This is a genomic window from Treponema parvum, assembly GCF_017893965.1.
Taxonomy (GTDB): Bacteria; Spirochaetota; Spirochaetia; order Treponematales; family Treponemataceae; genus Treponema_D; species Treponema_D parvum.
In genome coordinates this window covers 2,361,403-2,381,664 of the sequence record NZ_CP054142.1, presented here as the reverse complement: position 1 = coordinate 2,381,664, position 20,262 = coordinate 2,361,403, and the positions used below count along the sequence as shown (strand labels likewise).

Genomic DNA, 20,262 nt, shown 5'->3' with positions numbered 1-20,262 from the left:
TGTATGGAAGATTGTAAAAAGTATTTGAAAATTCTTGCACGGCAATATCCTTCGGAACGTGCCGTGATTACGAAGTTGGTCAATACTCAGTCCGTTTTAAATTTGCCCAAAGGTACGGAGCATTTTTTGACCGACATACACGGGGAATACGAACAGTTTAATCATGTTTTAAAAAACGGATCGGGTTCAATATGGCAGAAAATTGAAGAGGTTTTCGGCTTTTCCGAATCCGAGGCTTCAAAAAAGGAACTGGCAACCCTTATCTATTATCCGCGAGAACGCCTTGAACTTGAGCGGTCTTTACATGCTCAGGATATTAACGACTGGTACACGGTCATCCTGCACCGCCTTGTTCTCATCCTCCGGCGAGTTTCTTCAAAGTATACGCGCTCCCATGTAAGAAAACTGATTCCTCAGGATTATTCATACATAATAGAAGAACTTACAACCGAAAAAGAAGAAATAAGCGACAAAAAAGCTTATTATTCGTCGATTATTGCGACAATAATCCGTATAGGCGCTGCGGAAGAATTTATTATAACATTTTGCAATCTTATTCAAAAACTTGTCATTTATAAGCTCCACATCATAGGCGATATTTTTGACAGAGGGCCTTCCCCGCATTTGATTATGGATAAGCTTTTGGATTATCATTCCGTGGACATTCAATGGGGTAATCACGATATAGTGTGGATGGGCGCTGCTGCGGGAAGCAAGGCGTGTATCGCAAACGTTTTGCGCATGTCGGCAAAGTACAAATCTTTGGATCTTCTTATAGACGGATACGGAATAAATCTCACGCAGTTTTTTGCGTTTGCCGCCAAAGTTTATAAAAAATCCGGAGAAAAAAGTCTTTTAAATGCCGCAGCGATGATTCAGTTTAAGCTCGAAGGCCAAATTATCCTTGAGCATCCGGAATTTGAGATGAACGACAGGCTGTTTTTCGACACTCTCGACGTTCAAAAAGGAACGGTAAAGATCGAAGGAAAAACATGGAAACTCAATTCCGCCGATTTTCCGACTTTTAATCCCAAGGATCCGTATTCTCTTACGTCGGAAGAAGAAGAAATAATGAACAGGCTCAGGTCTTCGTTCCTTCACAGTGAAAAGCTTCAAAAACACGTACATTTTTTGTTTACGAAGGGCAGCATCTACAAGATTTACAACGGAAATTTGCTCTATCACGGCTGCGTACCTTTGGCCAAAGACGGTAGTTTTGCAAAGGTAAATATCTACGGAAAAGAATTTTCCGGTAAGGCCTTGTACGACGAACTTGAAATTTGGGCGCGCCGGGCGTTTTTTTCAAAGCAGGGCAGCGCGGAACGACAAAAGGGCGAGATCATGATATGGTATTTGTGGACGGGGCCGTATTCTCCCATGTTCGGTAAAAACAAGATGGCGACCTTCGAGCGCATGTTTGTCGAGGAAGACGAACCTAAGGTTGAAGAAAAAAACACTTACTATAAAACGCTTGAAGATCCTGAAATGATAAAGAAAATCTTTGCCGAATTCGGAATAGATTACAATACCGGCCACATAATAAACGGGCATGTGCCTCAAAAAGTAAAAAAAGGTGAAACTCCTATAAAGTGCGGAGGAAAACTTCTTATAATCGACGGGGGATTTTCCGCCGCCTATCACGAAGCTACGGGGATAGCGGGCTATACGCTCGTTTCCAATTCGCGCGGAATACGGCTGGTAGTGCATAAGAAGTTTGAAAATACGCAGTCGGCCATTATGAACGAAACCGACATTGCATCGGAAACCATTACCGTGGAAACTTTTGCAAAAAGAAAATTCATCGCCGACACTGAACACGGGCAGTCGCTGAAAGAATTTGCGGCAGACCTCGAAGAGCTTTTGGAAGCCTATAGGGACGGAAGTATTCCTTATGCTAATGAATAGGTTTCGTCCTGTGCGACAACGCGGAATTGATAAAGCAATAAAAAAATTATGAATTACTCGAATATTTTTGTTATTATTTTTTTGGCATCGACGGTATTTTCTTTGTTCTTGGATCAAGCGCTCGAATTTCTTGACTATTATAACCGCTTGAAAAACGGACGCAAGGTTCCCAAAGAGCTTTCCGGCATAATCGTTGAAGAAAAATTAAAATGCATCTGCGCATACGAAGATGCAAAATATGTGCTGCAGATTCCTGAAAGCATATTGTACGCGGGGCTTTCTCTGCTTTTAGTCTGCGGCGGAGTTTACGCTTTTATTTTGAAATTTACACTTCAAAACGTTACGCACGCCGCTTTTTTTGCAGTCTTTTTATTTGCGCTTGTCTCGTCTGTTCCGGGAAAGATCGTTTCGCTTCCTTTTGAGCTTTACCGGGAATTTTCAATAGAAAAACGTTTCGGTTTTTCGGTAATGACGTTTAAGATGTGGGTTTTAGACCGAATAAAAGACTGTATAGTCCCGCTTTGTATTACGGCGCTGCTTCTTGCCGTGATGACCCTAATATTTTCGGTGTTCAGATCTTCATGGTGGATATTTTTAGCCGCCGCTTACATATGTATTTCGCTGCTGATTTCGCTAATTTATCCCTTGTTTATCGCTCCGCTCTTCAATAAATTTACCGCCTTACCCGAAGGCGAACTTAAAGACCGCCTTGAAAAACTTCTTGCAAAATGTGCTTTTAAAGCTAAAGGACTTTTCGTTATGGACGCTTCAAGACGGAGCCGTCATTCAAACGCGTATTTTACCGGATTCGGGAACGCCAAAAGGGTAGTTCTTTACGATACTCTTATAAAACAGCTTCTCCCGCAGGAAATAGAAGCCGTTCTCGCCCACGAGCTGGGTCACTATAAAAAACACCATATCGTAAAGCGGCTTTGCATAATGATTCCGCTCGTTATCCTTGCGCTGTTTGCGGCGTACAGGTTAAGTTTATCGCGCGGAATGCTCGACGCCTTCGGCTTTTCTTTTTTAAATGAAAGTTATAGAACTGTGGAATGTTTTACGTCTCTTTTTTTACTGGGAATAGTTTTCGGCGGATTCGGCGGCTTGTTAGGCGCTGTGGGTAATTATTTTTCCAGAAAGGACGAATTTGAGGCGGACGCTTTTGCCGCAAAAATCTGCGGAGACGGAGGAGATCTTTCTAATGCGCTTATAAAATTGAATATGGAAAACATGTCGGAAATTTCAGTTCCTAAAATTTATTCGGTTTTTAACTATAACCATCCGCCTTTATTGGAAAGGTTACGTGCGCTGGGATATAAAGGCGGCGGCGTAAATAGATAAAAATTATTTTATCGGGTGAAATTATCGGCTAAAACGGCTGAAAAGCGGCTCCGCGCCTGCGATGTTAAAGTATTATGGAAACGAAGATTAGAAAAAACAACGAAAATATTAAAATCGGAATTTGCTTGTCGCTGCTCGGCGGATTCCTTGATTCCTATTCGTACATTCTCAAAGGCAATGTTTTTGCAAACGCGCAAACAGGAAACGTGGTGCTTATCTTTATTGCATTGGCAAACCGTGAATTCAATAAAAGCGTAAAATATCTTATACCGGTTGTTACCTTTGCCGTCGGAATATTCATATCGGAATTGTTAAAAACAAAAAAGAATTTGCGCTCGCACATAAGACTTAAAATTATTTTGATACTGGAAGCTGTGTTGATAGCCTGTATCGCGTTTTTCGGCAAAAATTATTCCAATCATGCGGTCAACTGCGTTATATCGCTTATTGCGGCGGTTCAGGTAGCGAATTTCGACAGAATAGATAACAGCCCCATCGCTACTACGATGATCACCGGAAATTTAAAGAGCGGTATGATTCAATTGTCGCAATACATTCATACGAAAAACCGAGATTGTCTTTATTCGTTTATCAAATACATCATTGTGATTTGCAATTTCGGTATAGGCGTAATCATAGGCTGTGTTTCGATAAGATTATATTCGGAGTATTCGATATTGATGTGTGAATTGTTTTTGGTATTAACGTACATCACAATTGAAGAGGATAAAACCGGTTTGCCCTGATACAGCGGATTTTTACGGCGGCGACGGGTGTTGCGATTTTGCGGCGGTGCGATGTTGCGGGCAAAAAAAAGCCCAGGTATTCCACGGCACGAGAGCAATCTTACTACAGTTGCTTCATTCCTGATCTGGCTGGGTTTGCAAGCTGCGCTCTGCATGGCACCTGGGCAAAACGGAAAGGGGGGGATTCGAACCCCCGGTACCTTTTGGGTACGCACGCCTTCCAAGCGTGTACCTTAAACCACTCGGACACCTTTCCAAAGTTTCAATTTACGTTCCTCTCGAAAAAATCGCTAAAGGTGATTTCTCAAGATTTACTGTTAAGGAGAGCTGCGGAATTTTGCATTCGCAAAGATAAATTCCGCTTTACGGAAAGAGGGGGATTCGAACCCCCGGAACCAATAAAGGTTCAACGGTTTTCGAGACCGTCCGGATCGACCGCTCCCGCATCTTTCCAGAAGTAATTATTCATCAGGCCCAAAAACCTGTACGAGACTAACACGATTCGAACGTGCGACCCTCACCTCCGCAGGGTGATGCTCTAATCCAGCTGAGCTATAGTCTCATTTACAGTTAAAAAACTGTACATCTAGCGGAAGCGACAGGAGTCGAACCTGCCCAGCCCGAAAGGAACTGACGGATTAGCAATCCGTTGTATTACCGCTCTACCACGCTTCCGTAAAATTAGCCGGAGCGAGAGGGATTCGAACCCCCGGAACCTCGCGGTTCAATAGTTTTCAAGACTACCTCCATCGACCACTCGGACATCGCTCCAAAGATGTAGAAAAATCATAACAGAATTCAAGCGCCATTGTCAAGCCGCTGTGAATGCCCTGCGCCTATGCATGTCGAGGTTCGTACGGTCAAGATCGGACCGCTATCCGGCTCATATCGGGAACCTATCTGGCTTCGATCGTCTGCGTTGCGATAAAGTCTACTTGACTTCCGCAGATATCTTTTATAATAACTTGTCCCGTTTTTATGGGAGCCTTTATTATAATATTGTCGAGGGTTTTCATTGCGTCGAACATCATTCCTTTGGGGATCGTGCCGCTGGTTTTTACCGGGCAGCGCGAGTATCGTCCGCCTTTTACGGCGACGGTGCTTGTCACTATGCGGCGCGGGTCCTGAATTTCCTGCTTACCGTAAATTTCACCGCGTTTACATAGATTCCCGCTGACGGCAAAGCCCTTGGTTTCGTCTACGCTTAAGTGGCAGCCCGTCGGGCAGCAAATACAGATTATATTTTTCATGGTCGTTCGTCCTTATAGCTTATTTTACGGCTTGTTCGGTTTCAATGCCGATTGATATTTTACCGTTCACATCGGCAAGCATTTTTTTTGTGAGGTCTATTCTTTCCATTTCGCCCGGCGCCAAGTGTGTGCGCTTTACGCGGTAAATTTCTTTGTCGGCGGATTTTACGCTTATAAAGGCTGGAGTTTTGTGTACTGAACGTACGCGAAAATAAACGCCTATCTTATCGCTGAAATTCCCGCTTCTTATTTTTTGAGGAACGGTATAACCTACGTCAAAGCCGTTGGAGATTTCTATAATATTTTCTTTATCCGTCGCAAGAGGAGTGTTTTTACCTTGCATGACGAACCGTGCGCTTCCGCGGCCGGCTATCTGTCCTTCTTCGGTTACAAAGTCTACAAGGTCGTGCACGTGTACGGCGTTTCCGCAGGCAAAAATTCCCGGCACGGAAGTTTCTCTGTTTTCAAAAACTACGGCGCCCCGCGTTCTCGCATCCATAGATATCGAAGCTTTTTCAGTAAGCTCGTTTTCGGGAATAAGCCCCACGCTTAAAAGTATTGTGTCGCAGTCAAATTCCATTTCGCTTCCGGGGACAGGCTTTCGATTTTCATCAAGTTTCATAACGACGGCTTTTTCTACGCGCTTATCACCTTTTATGTCGACTATGGAATGCGACAGGTATAACGGAATGTCAAAGTCGTGCAGACATTGGACTATATTGCGCGTAAGCCCTCCCGAATACGGCATTATCTCGACGCAGGCAAGAACTTTGGCTCCTTCAAGAGTCATTCGTCGCGCCATTATGAGTCCGATGTCTCCGCTGCCTAAAATGAGCACGCGCTTACCCACCATGTATCCTTCGATGTTCAAAAGACGCTGGGCAGTTCCCGCCGTATAAATTCCTGCAGGCCTGGTTCCGGGTGTAGCTATGGCGCCGCGGGTTCTTTCACGGCAGCCCATGGCAAGGACAATGCTTTTAGCGTCGTAAATGCAGTACCCGTCCGAAGTATTTATGGTGTGGACTTTTTTGTCGCAAGTGATTTCCAAAACCATAGTGTCAAGTTTTATTTCTATGCCCGTTTCCGATACCATGTTCACGAATCGGCCGGCGTATTCAGGGCCCGTCAGTTCCTCTTTGAAGTAGTGCAGGCCGAACCCGTTATGTATGCACTGCATCAAAATTCCGCCGGCCTCTTTTGCCCGCTCGACTATAAGTATCTTTCTGAGTCCGTTATTCCACGCTTCAAGTGCGGCCGCCAAACCTGCAGGCCCCGCGCCGACGACAATGAGTTCATAGGATCCGTTCATAGGGCACCTTCCATCAGATCTTTTTCCGATTCTTTTTTCGTTATTCCCGAAAGCATAAAAGACGCCTCTTTATCGAGAATAACATCTTTATAGCTCATGTGTGTTTTTTTCATAAGAATTTCTATCACGCGCGGGCCGCAGAATCCTCCTTGGCAGCGGCCCATTCCCGTTCCGCAGCGGCGTTTTATGCCGTCTATTGAGACGGGCGGCACAGGCGAAGCTAGGGCTTCAAGAATCTCTCCTTCCGTAATGGTTTCGCAGCGACAGATTATCCTTCCGTAAAGCGGATTGTGCTTTATAAGCTCCGTTTTTTCTTTCAAAGAAAGTTCTTTGAACCTGATCCTTTGTCTTTTGTCCGTGTAAACTTTTTTTTCTTCCAGCGGGAGCCCTGATTTTTCAAGCAGTTCAAGGCAGCGCACCGCTATTGCCGGAGCCGAAGTCAGACCCGGCGATTTTATGCCTGCAAGGTCTATGAAGCCTTTGGCGTTTTCGGCTTCGGCGATTATAAAATCGTCCGTATCCACATTTGCTCTCACTCCAGCAAAATTTCTTATCGATGTGCGAAGATCCAAGTTTGGTACCGAAAGGCGCGCTTTTTCCGCGACAAAGTCAAGGCCTTTGCTCGTGACGCTTACGTCGTCCTTTGCGGAAGGGCTTGCGTTCGGCCCTACGATTATGTTTCCGTGCGCTGTGGGCGACACTAAAACTCCCTTGCCGTTTTCATTCGGACACTGAAAGATCACGTGCTTTACTAGGCCGCCTGTATTTTTGTCTAAAAGGTAGTATTCGCCTTTTACGGGTTTTATTTTAAACGTCGGAGGTGAAACCAAGTTGTGAATGACGTCGGAATTCAAGCCTGCCGCGTTTACGACGTATTTTGCCGACACTTCGCTCCCTGATTCGCTTTTTACGACGTATCCGCCGTTTTCAGCTTTGATTATCGAATTTACTTTGAAATTTCTGTGAAGGGTTGTGCCGTTTTTTACGGCGGTTTCAATGAAGGCGAGGGCATACTCCCACGGAGATACCACTCCCGCAGACGGTGCGAACAGAGCGCCTTTTATTTTAGTGGAAAGATTTTTTTCTTTGTTTTGCACCTGTTTTGCATTTAGAATTTCCATGCCCGGAACGCCGTTTGCTACGCCCCTGTCGTACAGGTCTTTTAGAGTTTTCATTTCGGAATCGGAAAAAGCTACTACATAGGAACCGCACCATGACACGGGAACGTCAAGGTCTTTGCACAGATCTTTGGCCATGGCAACTCCGTCTACGTTAAGTTTGGCCATTGTTGTTCCCGGTTCAGGATCGAACCCTGCGTGAAGAATACCGCTGTTTGCTTTTGTCGTAACATCGGAAACATCGTTTTCAGCTTCGACGACAGCTATGTTGAGCTTATACTTTGAAAGCGTATATGCCGCCGCTGCGCCTACGATTCCACAGCCGATCACGGCTACGTCGTATTGCATAAGACCCCCATATAGGCAAGGACGGCGCGCTTTATAACTTTTTACATAAAAAAAGAGCGAACGCACGCCTATCCCATTTTCGGACAGAAGCAGTTTCACTCTTAATACTCAAGAAACGGCACTTATCTTAAACACTAAAATATCGAGAATTTTCTCTTAAACAAAGTATAACACATATTTTTTTTGCAGTCGAGAAAATTTTTAACTGTCTGCCGTCCTCGCTGCAAAAATTTTACAGCGTTTCCCCGGCGACCGCACTAAGGACATTTTGCAGAATCACGGACGACGGACTGTTGAAAAAATAATCGGCTTTTGCGGCGGTCCTCTTCAGGCTATTGCGGTAAAATATCGGCCGTCTCTTTTAAATTTTTTCTATTTCTTTTTCCCGAATCTTTTCAATTTCATCATGCTGCCTGTCAAATATTGACATGATTTCGTTCACGACTTTTTGTTTGGGATCGGGATCGTCTTTGGGAAGTTTGTTTAAAATATCTTCCCTGAATTTTTTGCATTCTATGACGGGGCTTGACGCTTGTATTATTATGTCTTCATAGACCAAGTCCGCCAGCATGTCTTCCGTGTTTTCAGGATCAAGGCGCAGGCAGTTTCCGTTTATGGAAACGAGAATCATCACATCAAACATGCGGAGGTAACTGTCTACTTCGCGAAGCCCGCGTTTTGTTTCGGGTTTTCCGGGGCGATAGCGGGTTCCCGACGGAAACACTAAGATAACCTGTCCCCTCTTTTTGCACGCATCTATGGCGCGCATTGCCGCAAGGTTAATGGCGCGGGCGCGTTTTTTTTCGGCAAGTTTTTCTTCTTCAGGGATTTCTTTATTTTCAACGGATTCCAGACTGCGACTCGGATAGATTATAACGCGAGTAAATCCTTCCGCCCATGCACGTACCATAGGATTTTCTTCATTCAGTTTCATGCCTGCAATCGCGACAATGCGGTCGGACAGTTCCTTTCCCCACGGTTCTTTGTAACAGGCCAGCTGATATATGAGAGCCGGTAAATCCATGTTGCTGTAATGCTCCATAAGGATTAGCCCGCGCTTTCCGCTTTTTACAGCCTCGTTAAAGGCTTTAAAATTTTCAACGTTTTCAAGTCTTGTCCCCGGAAGCATGTTTTCTTTAAGCATGGAATACATGACTTTTCTGGTTTCAATATTCGCTTCTTCGTATACGTTCGTAGCATCGATTTTAGGCGCGGCCTTGGTAAGAGATGACATAAGTGAAAAATATTTACCGTATTTTTGTCTTAAAGATAACGCCATTTCGTATTGCTCCTGTAGGTTTCCCTTGATTTTGATTTACGAGTTTTTAATAAGTCATTTATAGTACAAAGATTTATTAGAAACCCTGCGGTACTTGTAAGGCACTTCTAAAACTCCGACCGAGTTTTTAGAAGTATATACGATTATTTTATGCCGTATGAGTTTTACTGTCAACAAAAAGCAAAGCTGCTTTTGATTTGCGCAAGCGCAAACATCGCGGAATTATAGGTGGTAAAGCATGGCCTTCTCTCAAATGCATAGAAATCGTCCATCTTACGACTATTACACATTTTAGCCAAAATTGATTTCCGTATGACAGCGGTATTTTTTGCGAAGTGGAGCAATATAAAAACACTTGACATACGTAATAATACGTATTATGTTAAAGGCATGGGGGAACGATATGACGAAGCTTGAAATTGAACGAAAGTTCAAGAAAGCCGGCTGGAAAATCGTTCACGGTAAGGCACACGACCTTGCGATCAGTCCGACAGGGCAAAAAGTGCCGATCACACGCCATGCAGGGGACATACCGACGGGTACGGCCCAAAAAATCTTAAAAGACGGTGGTCTTAAATAGGTTTTCAGGCAGGCGTGCAAACGCCCGCCTTTTTTTGGAGGTTAGTATGAAATACGTGTATCCTGCGATTTTCGAAGACGATGACGGCAAAATCGGCGTAACCGTTCCGGATATTCCACACTGTTATACTTTTGGCGACAATATGGCGGACGCCATCGAAATGGCGAAAGACTGCATTGAAATGATGCTCGCAAGCTACGAGGACGACGGACAGCCGATTCCGCCTGCAAGCAAAATCAATAAAATAAAAACACGAGGAACCGTGTCGTATATCCTCGCGGATACGGACGAATGGCGAAAAGAATTTGACAGCAGGGCGGTAAAAAAAACGCTCTCGATTCCTGCATGGCTGAACACAAAAGCCGAAAGGGCTTCCGTCAATTTCAGCCAAACGCTGCAGGACGCCCTGTGTCAAAAACTCGGCATCGCCCGATAAAAGGAAAATATGAAAACCGTTGCCGATACCCCGCGGAACATCGAAGACTGGGATTATTTTCAAAAGATTAAAGCGCGTCTCACTCCCGCAAAAGTGCTTAAAATCCGCAGGGAAAATGCGAACCTGACACAAGCGGCGCTTGCCGAAAAATAATGCAAGTCCTTGATATTTTATTGACATTCTGCCTGTACTTTAAAACAATACAAGGATTGCAATTACATATAATGTAAAAAGTTAAGATTGGAGATAGCCGGAGTCGAACCGGTGACCTACTGATTGCGAACCAGTCGCTCTACCAACTGAGCTATATCCCCGTATTTTTTTATTATACTATAGATCGGCGATTTGTTTCAATACCGCAGGCAGGCTGTACACGGAATCAATATGAAAAATTTTTCCGCCGGCGGCATCGGCATCCGATAAAAACGAAGGCACTGAAGACGCTTTATATGAGGGGCTCCCTACATGAGCGCAAATACCTCCGAGCCTTTTATATCCTAGGATATATTTTATTTGATCGTCAATAAACAGGGTGTCTTTTACGCTGCTGCCCGAACGGCGCAAAGCGGTCTCAAAAGCTATAGGGTAAGGCTTGCCTTTAAAGGCGCAGTCGCGTATGTCGGTTACGGAAGAAAATAAATCTTTTATGTTTAAAAAATTTAAGACGCGCTCGGCGTGTTCCATAGGCGCGTTAGTCAAAACGGTCATGGGAATTTCAAGCGACAGCAAAAATTGCCGAAGCGCAGGATCGGGCAAAAGATTTTTAGTTTCGTCTTCGGGATGAACTGCAAAAAGATAATCTTCGGCGTCTGTCATACCGCTGTTCATAAGCCATTCCAGCGTTGAACCGAACATCGGCAGGTTCTTTTTTCTTAGGGCAACGGCGTCTTCGTATGTGATGTTAAAAAATTTTGAGACGTACTTGATCATGTTTTGTGTAATCGCCTCCGACATTTTGCCAGAGGGATAAAGCGTATCGTCCAAATCGAAGATCAGGTGTTTGATAAGCATGGGATTTCCTTTTGCGTGAGGTTATGTCAGCACGGTCTTAACCGCCGCCTGCAGAGCCGGAACAACGTCTTTTTCAAACCAAGGATTTCGCTTTCGCCAGAATATATTGATCGGCGACGGATGAACCAGCGGAAAATAATCGGGCAAATAGGTTTTGAAATTTTTTACGTTTTCGGTTAGGTTTTGTTTTGCGTTTTCCGCTAGATAATACTTTTGCGCGTAAATTCCGATTAAAATTGTAAGCCGGATGTCCGGCATAAGAGCCAACAATTTAGGATGCCATGTTGCAGCGAACTCTTTGCGGGGCGGAAGGTCTCCGTGTTCGCCCTTACCCGGATAGTAAAAATCCATGGGTATAATTGCAAACAAATCCGGATTATAAAACTGCTCGTCCGTCACACCCAGCCACTGCCTGAGCAGTCTTCCGCTTGCGTCATTCCATGTTTTGTTCGTCTCTTGCGCAAGTCGTCCCGGCGCTTGGCCTATAAGCGCAATGCGCGAGTGCGGAGACGCCGTGTATAAGGGAGACCATCCTTTTTCTCTGAACGCGGCATTCATCTCTGCTTGATCTATTTCATCATAAAGAAGAGGCTTCATAGTTAAGTATATTAAAATATTTTGATAAGACTTACAATTGCTAGTGTAGAAATACGATTATATGCATACTTTTTTCACTAATCACGTAGCTTTAAATTAATAATTTTTACTTGTTCCTCAGGGACAAAGAAGGAACGTCCAACCACTGCATATGAAACACCGAGATGCTTTATTTTGCTTAGTCGTGCTGCGGTCATGCCACCATCAACTCCGATTTTTAAATTTATTTCTTTTTTTTTCAGGAATAAAAGAAGATTTTCAATACGGGTATATGATGTTTGGAGAAATGTAGATTGCGACACACCTGCTTTTGTAGTCATAACTAATAAGTTGTCGATATTGGTTATGAAAGATTCTATCATTTCAATATCTGTTTCAGGCCATAATGCAATTGCCGCCTTTTTCCCTGCTTGTCGGATTTTTTGCAGACATGCAAGTATCGTATCAATAGGTTCTTTTTCAATTGTCAAGAATACTGTATCAATTGCGGATAAGGGGAGAATTCTTTCAAGTTCTGACATTTGATTCTGAACCATTAAGTGAATTTGGATAGGAAGAGTATAAAGTCTAGAAATTTTTAATAAAGCATCATAAGAAACGCCTACAAGCGGCACGCAGATTCCATCCATAATATCTACATGAATAGAATCTGCATAATGAATAGAAAAAAGATTTGAATAAGAAAGGTAATCGTGGGGACATGCAAACAAAGATATTGAAATTTTCATTTTTACTTTTCAATTTCCGATTTTAATTGATATCCAACCTCTCCTCCTGGATGAATAGTAAGGAATTTTTCTTTTGTAAAACCAGTCTCTTGCTGTAATACAATAGTCAAAGCATCAAAGAAGGCTATGACGGAAAGAGTGCTGGCGGTCGCTAGCATATGAAATGGATCAGGCTCTTTTTCAGTTCGTATCTGCATAAATTGTGTTGCCTTGCCTGCAAGGAACGTCCTTGGATCTTCTGAAACGACTATTGTCTGAGCATTCATCATAATTAAACGATCCATCATTATATCCAGTTCTGAAGTTTTTCCTCCTTTAGAAATCAAAATTATTATGTCATGTTTCTCAACAACACCTAATCCTCCATGAAGGGCATCAGAGGGTGAAAGAAAAAAAGCTGGAATTTCAACACAAGAAAGTGTATGGGCAATTTTCTTTGCAGCTTCGCCTGAAGTTCCGCAGCCGGAAAGAATTACTTTTCCTGTACAATTTAGCAATAAATCAATACAAGCTTTTGCTTGTAGCCAATCTATGTTGTGTATTAGCGATTCAATTGCAGCGCTTTCAGCGGATAAAACATTGCACATAATAGTTTGGAATTCATTTTTGTCCATAGTATGCCCCCGGTCCGAATTTCCTGTTATAGTGTTTATCTTCAAGTACTTGTGGAATTGGATGAATTGAAGGGAATCCTAGCTCACTGAGGATAGCCATTTTTGCGATATATTCCAAAACTTGACTATGCAACACTGCTTCTGTAGGGGTTTTACCCCATACAAACGGCCCGTGGTGTCTTACCAATGTTGCCGACATATGAATGCAATCCGTATGAGACATAGCTTCAAGAATTACTTTTCCTGTATTTTTTTCATATTCTGAATTGATTTCTTCGGCAGACATTTCTCTTGAACACGGAATTTCTCCGTAGAAATAGTCGCCGTGTGTAGTTCCATAGCAAGGAATTGCACGACCCATTTGTGCCCAAGACGTGGCGAATTGTGAATGGGTATGAACGATTCCACAAACGCCTTTTTCAGAAAAAGCTTTATATAATTCAATATGCGTAGGTGTATCTGTTGAAGGGAGTTTATCCCCTTCTATTATTGTTCCCGAAAGATCTACTACAACCATATCGTGGATTGTCATTTTATTATAATTTACGCCGCTAGCCTTTATAACGATCAGTTTTGTTTCAGCATCATATCCGGAAACATTGCCCCATGTAGAAATTACCAAATTTTTATTTACTAAATCCAAATTTGCTTCCAAGACTTCTTGCTTAAGGTGTTCAATATTCATACTGTTTTTTCCCTCCTTCTGCGATTTTTTTTAGATTTTTCATGACAGATCTATTTTCATCCCCAAAGTATTCATATAATTTGCAATATTCAAAATATAGTTCATCGTAGACTATTTTATTATTCAAATTTGGTCGAAAAATTCGTGAACTTATGTGAGACATGTTTTTTATGGCTTCATTAAATGAGAAATACCCACAGTTATTTTTTGCAGCCAACGCTCCGCATATACTGGCAGATAATGCAGCATTTTCTTCTGTTTCAACGATGAGAATATCCATCCCCAACACATCCGCGTAAATTTGCATCATGAAAGGATCTTTTCTGGCAATTCCCCCAGAAAAATAGACTTGTTTTACAGGAACTCCATTTTTATTAAAGTTCTCAACAATTACACGAGTGCCAAAGGCGGTTGCCTCAATTAAAGCTCGATAAATGTCTTCTACTTTAGTCTGCAAAGTACATCCAATAAGCAATCCTGATAATTTGCCATTATTAAGAATTGAACGATTTCCGTTCCACCAATCAAGAGCAAGTAATCCGTTTGCTCCAGCCGGTTTAGCGGCTGCCAGTTCGCCAAGATATTGAAATATTGTCTTTTTCTGTTGTTCAGCTTTTGAAAGATATTTTGAAGGAGTGCAATTTTCTATCAACCATTGGAAATGATCTCCGACACATGATTGTCCTGCCTCATATCCTAAAAAGCCAGGAATAAAACCATCTTCTACATATCCGCAAATTCCTGGAACATATTGTTCGTCTTTTCCTAGCAGCATATGACAAGTGGAAGTTCCGACAACTGCAAGCATTGATCCATCGCTGTTTATTCCTGCGCCCATCAAGGAACATGCAGCATCAAGATGACCGCTGCTTACACAAACATTCGGAGATAAACCAAGCTGATGAGCCAAAGAAGGGCGTAATGTGCCTATGTTGGTTGCTACGGGGACATGTTTCCCTTTGATTTTTTCTTGGACCACATATTCAAAACGTGGGTCCAGAGCTTTAAAGAACTCTGTAGATGGGAACCCTTGCTTGGAATGCCACATTGCTTTAAATCCAAGCGAACAATAATTTCTTGTCATATTACCGGTTAAATAATATGGAACCCAGTCGGCTGCTTCGATAAAACAATCGATTTCATCATATAAACTAGGGTCATCATGAAGAATTTGTAGAAGCTTAGGAAATAGCCATTCGCTGCTAATCTTTCCCCCATATCGGTTAAGAAACGGTTCCTTCCTATCTGATGCAACTTGATTAATCAAATCGGCTTCTGGTTGAGAAGCGTGATGCTTCCAGAGTTTGACATATGAATGTGGATTCGATTTTAAATGTGGCAAAAAACATAGCGGAGTACCGGTTTTGTCTAATGGTAAAACTGTACATCCGGTAAAATCAATCCCGATACCAATAATGTCTTTCCCATCGACATTTGCTTCATGAAGGACAACTGGAATTGTCTGAAATAATACATCGATATAATCTTGTGGGTGCTGAAGAGCCCAATCTAGAGGAAGGGGGATATCATCTGTGAGTTGTCTGTCCATAACGGCATGCGTATATTTCGAAATCGCTGTCGCTACGACATCCCCGTTTGCGATATTGACCAATATGCAACGTCCTGACAAAGATCCATAGTCAATTCCGATAGAATATTTCATATACTCATAATCCTTACTATGTTTTTAATTTGTTACTAATCTTTTGCCGAATTACGTGAGATTCATTAGAAAACGTTACAGCACCAAGCAAGACTAGGCCCTTTACTAATTGCTGGACATAATCATTAATATTGCACATCAGCATACCTGTAGATAAAATTCCCATGATCAACACACCTACCATTACTAGCGGTAGTTTGCCTTCTCCTCCTGTCAAACTCACTCCTCCGAGAACAACTGCTGTAATTGCATCCATTTCATAACCATTGCCGGCGCTAGGTTGGCCACTATTAGTTCTAGAAAGAAGAACTAAACCTGCTATTCCTGAAAGAAAACCATTTATTGAATAAACTATAATCATAATTTTGTGTGTATTGATTCCAGACAGGCGGGTTGCTTCTTCGTTGCCTCCGATACCATAGACATATCTGCCAAAAGTTGTTTTGTTCAAGACGAACAATGTAAGAAGAAATACGAAGATCAGCAGAAGAATCATATATGGGATTCCCAAAAAATTACCTTTTGCAAAATTGCTGTACATTTTGTTAAAACCAAAGACAGGAAGCCCGTCAGTGATTATAAATGCAATCCCGCGTAAAGACATCATCATTCCGAGAGTTGCAATGAGAGGCGGCATTTTTATTTTTGTAATAAGCAAACCATTGATAAAGCCATAGCCTAAAGCTATTAGAATAGTAATTAAACAAGCAAAAAAGATAGGCAGTTCACTGCGCATCAGTAATGCCGCAGTAACAGCGCTTACTCCTGCTATTGATCCCACTGATAAATCAATTCCGCCGGTAATAATCACGAAAGCCATACCTATGGATATGATCCCTGTAATAGAAACCTGTCTAAGTATAGTCATAAATGTAGAGAGTGAAAAAAAGAAGTTAGCTGTGAATGAAAAAAAAACAATCAAAAATAATAGTATAACGACAATCCCGTAATCTAGAATAATGGAAGTATATCTCTTTTTCATTGCACTACCGCCTTTGTTTGATTTTGTGAAGCAAATTCCAGTATCAATTCTTGGGAATAATTATCTCGACTCAATTCCGTTTTAATTCGGCCGTTTGCCATAACATATATTCTATCTGACATGCCTATAAGTTCAGGCATCTCGCTGCTCACCATGATAATACTTTTCCCCTCTCGAACTAATCCGACCATTAATTCATATATTTCTTGTTTTGCACCTACATCAATGCCTCTTGTAGGTTCATCAAAAATCAAAATTTGACAATTCGTTGCAAGCATTTTTCCTAATACTACCTTTTGTTGATTTCCGCCGGACAAATTTCTAATCTGCTGATCTAGGCTAGCGGTTTTAATATTCAGGTTTTTAATATATCGCATGGCCAATTCCTTTTCTGTCTTTTGGGAAATAATTCCATATTTTGCGATTTTTTTTTCAGTACAGATACAAATGTTATGTTTTACGCTCAAAGAAGATATAATTCCTTGTGATTTACGATTTTCGGGTATCAATGCGATTCCGGCCTGTAAAGCAATTTCAGGAGATTTAGGAAAATATTTCTTCCCATTTACAAATATTTCACCGCTTTCCAAGGGGTCAGCACCGAACAGAAGCCTCATAAGTTCTGTCCGCCCTGCACCTACTAACCCCCCGAAACCTAATATTTCACCTTTACGGAGTACGAAAGACACATTATGGATATCTTTATTCTTTATTTTTTGGACATCCAACACAATAGGACTATAATTATTAATAAATACTTCGGAACGTGGATATGTTTCTGTCAGATTCCTTCCAACCATAGCTGATACTAATCGTTGGCGATTTATCTCCGATGTCTTTTCTGTTAGAATTTTTTTTCCATCACATAGAACCGTTACGCGATCACAGATTTCAAAAACTTCTTCAAGGCGGTGAGAAATGAAAATGAAAGTAGTTCCTTTGTTTTTTAAACGTTTGACTAAATTGAAGAAAACAGCAGTATCTTTTACTGTCAACGGGGCAGTGGGTTCATCTAAGATCATGATGTGACAATTTCTGGATACCGCTTTCATGATTTCGACGATTTGTTGATACGCAACACCTAAATCACAAACACGAGAATTAATATCAAGAGAAATACCCATTTTTTTACAAAGATCTTTTGCCTGCTGTTTCATGGTTTTTATGTCTAGAATGCCATGTCTAGATATTTCTCTACCATAAAAGATATTCTCAACTACTGTCAAATAAGGTATGAGACTGAATTCTTGATATACAACGGAGATTCCTAGATTCATGGATTCTTTAGGTGACAGGTTTTCAAATTTTTCTCCATTAACTTCTATATATCCGCTGCTTGGTAAAACTGCACCGGTAAGAATTTTTACGATAGTAGACTTGCCTGCTCCGTTTTCACCACATAAAGCATGAACTTCCCCTCTATGAATTTCCAATGATACATTATGAAGGACACAGACTCCGGAGTAGGCTTTAGATATATTCTCTAATTTTAAAATCGTTTTCGTCATTAACTAACCTTAATTATTTAGAAGAGAGCACCGATTCCCTTTCCTGTAATAACACTGATGGTGATGGTCAATTTTGAGGAATATACTTCCCGCTCAATAAATCCTCTTGCGAAACAGGGACATAAGGCAACATGATCTTTTCTTGCTTTGTGGGAATGCCTTCTGTTACATATTTGTATAATATTTTTGCACTCTCATAGCCACCTTTATATGGGAATAAATCGACTGTTCCACGATAGATACTATTTGGCTCCCGCATTAACGCTAGGCATTCGGATGTGGCGTCTCCTGAAAACACCGCATATTTATTGCCAGATTTCCGGGCATTTACCATAGCCTGATACCCGCCGATGGCACCGGAATCATTTGTCCCAACTACGACATTTAGGCTAGGATGAGATTGCAGAACACTCTCAATAATTTTCAATCCGCCTTCAGGAGTATCACCTGCTTGTCTAGATACTATAGTAATATTAGGACATATTTTACGAATTGCATCTTCAACACCGTTGCCTCTGGGAATTACAGCCTCTACATTATCTTGTGAAATAATAGCAACTTCTGCCTTTCCTCCAAGAGTATCGCGAATCCATTCTCCAGCCTGCTTTCCGATTGCATAGCCGTAATCGTATTCGTTTAAAGTATAGATCAAATTTACATTATCTTGCATCTGGGCTATACTGGCAGTCGCAATACCCTTCGCTTTTGCTGTTTCGACTAGCTCTTTTGTGGCATTTGGATCAATAGGTGTAAAAGTGAACCCATCATATTTTGCATTTATCAAATTTTCAAGATCGGACACCTGTTTGTCTACTTTATATTGGGAATCTATACTCAAATACTGTACGCCAAGTTCTTTACATGCATTTTCAAAACCTTTTTTCACAGCGATATTCCAAGGATTTGCTAAATTCATGCTTACATAAGCTAATTTGATGTCTTTCGTTTTTTTCTCTTCTGACGTATTGAGAGTAGATTTTCCTCCTTGAGCGAACGATGCTGCAGATATTAAAGCGGCAACCAAAGCAATAGTTGTTTTTTTCAACGGCATATTAAACCTCCAAAATGTTATAATATTTTCACTGTCTGTTATTTATGTTATCATAAAATTGCCATATGTCAACATTTATTTATAGATAAAGTTGATATAATTACCATTATATGGTAAAGTTTTATCATATAATGGTAGGAGAAGAAAATGATTTCTGCAATTGGGCGGTGTGATTATTCAGCATATAGCCCGATTAGCTAATTATTTGGACGGACGATTTTTTATTTGTGAAATTATTTCATATATGATAGAATCTTCACTTAAATTGGAATACATATTTATTTCAGTATGTTATAGGAATTTGGAATAAGCAAATGTCAAAAATTGAATCACGGCTTGAACAGGAAGTAACCTATGTCGACTCTAATCATTTCTCAACGGTTAGACAGCTTTCAGAACATATAGGTGTATCTGAAATGACGATCCGGCGTGATTTGGAAATGCTGAAAAAATTGAACAAGATCAATAGTGTTTATGGAGGAGTGACATCAACAAGAATTCAACGAAATCAGAATAACTATTCTTTGACTGCAGAACAGGCAAAAAATTGGGAAATTAAAAATAAAATTGCACAAAAAGCCAAAGAACTGATTGAGCCAAAAGATGTTATATTTTTTGATACCGGATCTACAGTACTTGCCTTAGCGGAACAATTATCTAATGAAAATTCATATACATGCATTACTTCCAGCTTGACCACATTAGCTGTTTTAACGATGAACTTGAAAAAGAGTATCATAATTACACCTGGTGGCGTGTTTTCCGATAAGCCAAAAGTTTTTTATGATATTAATGCTGTCAATGCTATTAAACGGTATAGAGCTAATAAAAGTTTTATCGGAGCGACAGGATTTGAGATCAATCTTGGTATAACTTGTTATTATCCTGAGGATACGCCAATAAAACAAGCCATGCTTGATAGCAGCGAACAAAATATACTATTACTTGATTCTTCGAAATTCGGCTGCATTAGTTCGTTTCAATTTGCGACATTGGAACAGTTTTCAACCGTTATAACTGATACAAATATTCCTGACAAATATGCTCAATTTATCGAACGATCAGGAGTGAAATTAATCATTGTATGACAATGAAGATCTGTTGTTCGCTA

20 protein-coding genes, 6 tRNA genes and 1 other RNA gene are annotated in these 20,262 nt (G+C 41.3%); 7 read left to right on the top strand and 20 right to left on the bottom strand.

Going from position 1 to position 20,262, the window contains the following annotated elements; all coding sequences use genetic code 11:
• The first annotated feature begins 3 nt into the window (after nucleotides 1-3).
• From HRQ91_RS10520 to HRQ91_RS10510, 3 genes are all read left to right on the top strand, one after another.
• Complete coding sequence (locus tag HRQ91_RS10520; protein WP_210119495.1) at nucleotides 4-1,905, top strand: fructose-1,6-bisphosphatase; 1,902 nt, start codon at nucleotides 4-6, stop codon at nucleotides 1,903-1,905.
• A 48-nt stretch (nucleotides 1,906-1,953) separates the two neighbouring features.
• Nucleotides 1,954-3,246: a M48 family metallopeptidase gene (locus tag HRQ91_RS10515; protein ID WP_210119494.1), complete on the top strand. Its 1,293-nt coding sequence runs from the start codon at nucleotides 1,954-1,956 to the stop codon at nucleotides 3,244-3,246.
• Nucleotides 3,247-3,320: 74 nt separating this feature from the next.
• Nucleotides 3,321-3,992, top strand: a complete 672-nt coding sequence (locus tag HRQ91_RS10510) for a YoaK family protein (RefSeq protein WP_210119493.1) — start codon at nucleotides 3,321-3,323, stop codon at nucleotides 3,990-3,992.
• Between the two features lie 67 nt (nucleotides 3,993-4,059).
• Here HRQ91_RS10510 and ffs read toward each other — a convergent pair.
• From ffs to HRQ91_RS10460, 10 genes are all read right to left on the bottom strand, one after another.
• Nucleotides 4,060-4,158: signal recognition particle sRNA small type (gene ffs, locus HRQ91_RS10505), an RNA gene on the bottom strand.
• A 4-nt stretch (nucleotides 4,159-4,162) separates the two neighbouring features.
• Nucleotides 4,163-4,248, bottom strand: a tRNA-Ser gene (locus HRQ91_RS10500).
• Nucleotides 4,249-4,358: 110 nt separating this feature from the next.
• Nucleotides 4,359-4,445 (bottom strand) — tRNA-Ser (locus tag HRQ91_RS10495).
• Between the two features lie 34 nt (nucleotides 4,446-4,479).
• A tRNA-Arg gene (locus HRQ91_RS10490) sits at nucleotides 4,480-4,554 on the bottom strand.
• Between the two features lie 28 nt (nucleotides 4,555-4,582).
• Nucleotides 4,583-4,667, bottom strand: a tRNA-Ser gene (locus HRQ91_RS10485).
• Between the two features lie 11 nt (nucleotides 4,668-4,678).
• Nucleotides 4,679-4,763: transfer RNA gene (locus HRQ91_RS10480), tRNA-Ser, on the bottom strand.
• A gap of 125 nt (nucleotides 4,764-4,888) precedes the next feature.
• Nucleotides 4,889-5,242, bottom strand: coding sequence for a DUF1667 domain-containing protein (locus HRQ91_RS10475; RefSeq protein ID WP_210119492.1), 354 nt, complete (start codon nucleotides 5,240-5,242; stop codon nucleotides 4,889-4,891).
• A gap of 19 nt (nucleotides 5,243-5,261) precedes the next feature.
• Nucleotides 5,262-6,551 carry an NAD(P)/FAD-dependent oxidoreductase gene (locus HRQ91_RS10470; protein ID WP_210119491.1) on the bottom strand — a complete coding sequence of 430 codons (1,290 nt, stop codon included), beginning with the start codon at nucleotides 6,549-6,551 and terminating at the stop codon, nucleotides 5,262-5,264.
• Nucleotides 6,548-8,017 (bottom strand): NAD(P)/FAD-dependent oxidoreductase, encoded by a 1,470-nt coding sequence (locus tag HRQ91_RS10465; protein ID WP_210119490.1) that lies wholly within the window; start codon nucleotides 8,015-8,017, stop codon nucleotides 6,548-6,550. Before HRQ91_RS10465 ends, HRQ91_RS10470 begins: the two co-directional genes overlap by 4 nt.
• Nucleotides 8,018-8,378: 361 nt before the next feature.
• Nucleotides 8,379-9,296, bottom strand: a complete 918-nt coding sequence (locus HRQ91_RS10460; RefSeq protein ID WP_210119489.1) for a 1-acyl-sn-glycerol-3-phosphate acyltransferase — start codon at nucleotides 9,294-9,296, stop codon at nucleotides 8,379-8,381.
• Between the two features lie 379 nt (nucleotides 9,297-9,675).
• Between HRQ91_RS10460 and HRQ91_RS10455 the strand changes: the two genes are divergently transcribed.
• From HRQ91_RS10455 to HRQ91_RS10445, 3 genes are read left to right on the top strand one after another with little or no spacing between them, the layout of a single operon-like run.
• Nucleotides 9,676-9,876 (top strand): type II toxin-antitoxin system HicA family toxin, encoded by a 201-nt coding sequence (locus tag HRQ91_RS10455; protein ID WP_246473220.1) that lies wholly within the window; start codon nucleotides 9,676-9,678, stop codon nucleotides 9,874-9,876.
• A gap of 46 nt (nucleotides 9,877-9,922) precedes the next feature.
• The gene (locus tag HRQ91_RS10450; protein WP_210119488.1) at nucleotides 9,923-10,312 is read left to right on the top strand and encodes a type II toxin-antitoxin system HicB family antitoxin; all 390 of its coding nucleotides are present in this window, start codon (nucleotides 9,923-9,925) and stop codon (nucleotides 10,310-10,312) included.
• A gap of 9 nt (nucleotides 10,313-10,321) precedes the next feature.
• On the top strand, nucleotides 10,322-10,465 hold the full coding sequence (locus HRQ91_RS10445) for a hypothetical protein (RefSeq protein ID WP_210119487.1): 144 nt from the start codon (nucleotides 10,322-10,324) through the stop codon (nucleotides 10,463-10,465).
• A gap of 88 nt (nucleotides 10,466-10,553) precedes the next feature.
• Here the strand turns inward: HRQ91_RS10445 and HRQ91_RS10440 are convergent.
• From HRQ91_RS10440 to HRQ91_RS10395, 10 genes are all read right to left on the bottom strand, one after another.
• Nucleotides 10,554-10,626 (bottom strand) — tRNA-Ala (locus HRQ91_RS10440).
• A gap of 16 nt (nucleotides 10,627-10,642) precedes the next feature.
• Nucleotides 10,643-11,323, bottom strand: coding sequence for an HAD-IA family hydrolase (locus HRQ91_RS10435; RefSeq protein WP_210119486.1), 681 nt, complete (start codon nucleotides 11,321-11,323; stop codon nucleotides 10,643-10,645).
• Nucleotides 11,324-11,344: 21 nt separating this feature from the next.
• Nucleotides 11,345-11,920 (bottom strand): uracil-DNA glycosylase family protein, encoded by a 576-nt coding sequence (locus tag HRQ91_RS10430; protein ID WP_210119485.1) that lies wholly within the window; start codon nucleotides 11,918-11,920, stop codon nucleotides 11,345-11,347.
• Between the two features lie 77 nt (nucleotides 11,921-11,997).
• Nucleotides 11,998-12,648 carry a beta/alpha barrel domain-containing protein gene (locus tag HRQ91_RS10425; protein ID WP_210119484.1) on the bottom strand — a complete coding sequence of 217 codons (651 nt, stop codon included), beginning with the start codon at nucleotides 12,646-12,648 and terminating at the stop codon, nucleotides 11,998-12,000.
• Between the two features lie 2 nt (nucleotides 12,649-12,650).
• Nucleotides 12,651-13,262: a KpsF/GutQ family sugar-phosphate isomerase gene (locus HRQ91_RS10420; protein WP_210119483.1), complete on the bottom strand. Its 612-nt coding sequence runs from the start codon at nucleotides 13,260-13,262 to the stop codon at nucleotides 12,651-12,653.
• Complete coding sequence (gene araD / locus HRQ91_RS10415; RefSeq protein WP_275946234.1) at nucleotides 13,249-13,947, bottom strand: L-ribulose-5-phosphate 4-epimerase AraD; 699 nt, start codon at nucleotides 13,945-13,947, stop codon at nucleotides 13,249-13,251. Before araD ends, HRQ91_RS10420 begins: the two co-directional genes overlap by 14 nt.
• Nucleotides 13,937-15,610: a ribulokinase gene (locus tag HRQ91_RS10410; protein WP_210119482.1), complete on the bottom strand. Its 1,674-nt coding sequence runs from the start codon at nucleotides 15,608-15,610 to the stop codon at nucleotides 13,937-13,939. Before HRQ91_RS10410 ends, araD begins: the two co-directional genes overlap by 11 nt.
• Before the next feature lie 16 nt (nucleotides 15,611-15,626).
• Nucleotides 15,627-16,592: an ABC transporter permease gene (locus HRQ91_RS10405; RefSeq protein WP_210119481.1), complete on the bottom strand. Its 966-nt coding sequence runs from the start codon at nucleotides 16,590-16,592 to the stop codon at nucleotides 15,627-15,629.
• Entirely contained in the window at nucleotides 16,589-18,100 is a 1,512-nt protein-coding gene (locus tag HRQ91_RS10400) for a sugar ABC transporter ATP-binding protein (protein WP_210119480.1), read from the bottom strand. Before HRQ91_RS10400 ends, HRQ91_RS10405 begins: the two co-directional genes overlap by 4 nt.
• Nucleotides 18,101-18,167: 67 nt before the next feature.
• Entirely contained in the window at nucleotides 18,168-19,151 is a 984-nt protein-coding gene (locus tag HRQ91_RS10395; RefSeq protein WP_210119479.1) for a sugar ABC transporter substrate-binding protein, read from the bottom strand.
• Nucleotides 19,152-19,465: 314 nt separating this feature from the next.
• Here HRQ91_RS10395 and HRQ91_RS10390 point away from each other — a divergent pair, with 314 nt between their 5' ends.
• Complete coding sequence (locus tag HRQ91_RS10390) at nucleotides 19,466-20,239, top strand: DeoR/GlpR family DNA-binding transcription regulator (RefSeq protein WP_210119478.1); 774 nt, start codon at nucleotides 19,466-19,468, stop codon at nucleotides 20,237-20,239.
• The last annotated feature ends 23 nt before the right edge of the window (nucleotides 20,240-20,262 follow it).